The 313-nt window shown below is 52.7% G+C and carries 2 tRNA genes and 1 rRNA gene; all 3 read left to right on the top strand.

The features are described 5' to 3' along the window. Window positions 1-104 (top strand): 5S ribosomal RNA (rrf, locus tag ACTQZS_RS15540); the annotation flags it as partial. Between the two features lie 7 nt (window positions 105-111). After that, window positions 112-184, top strand: a tRNA-Ala gene (locus ACTQZS_RS15535). A 35-nt stretch (window positions 185-219) separates the two neighbouring features. Next, window positions 220-293: transfer RNA gene (locus ACTQZS_RS15530), tRNA-Ile, on the top strand. Window positions 294-313: the final 20 nt, after the last annotated feature.

Genomic DNA, 313 nt, shown 5'->3' with positions numbered 1-313 from the left:
GCCCGGGGGAGACACCCGTTCCCATTCCGAACACGATGGTTAAGACCCGGGCGGCCGAAAATACTATGCCGGAGACAGTATGGAAAGATAGGCGGCCGCCAGCATCCTTACGGGGATGTAGCTCAGTTGGGAGAGCACCTGCCTTGCAAGCAGGGGGTCGAGAGTTCGAATCTCTTCATCTCCACTGCATATGAATCACATATGCATCAAAACAGAAAAGGGCTTATAGCTCAGCCGGTTAGAGCGCACGCCTGATAAGCGTGAGGTCGGTAGTTCGAGTCTACTTAAGCCCACTTGGACTTAAGAAATTAAG

Source organism: Bilifractor sp. LCP19S3_H10 (genome assembly GCF_052119185.1).
GTDB lineage: Bacteria > Bacillota > Clostridia > Lachnospirales > Lachnospiraceae > Bilifractor.
This window is presented reverse-complemented; position numbering and strand designations above follow the sequence as displayed.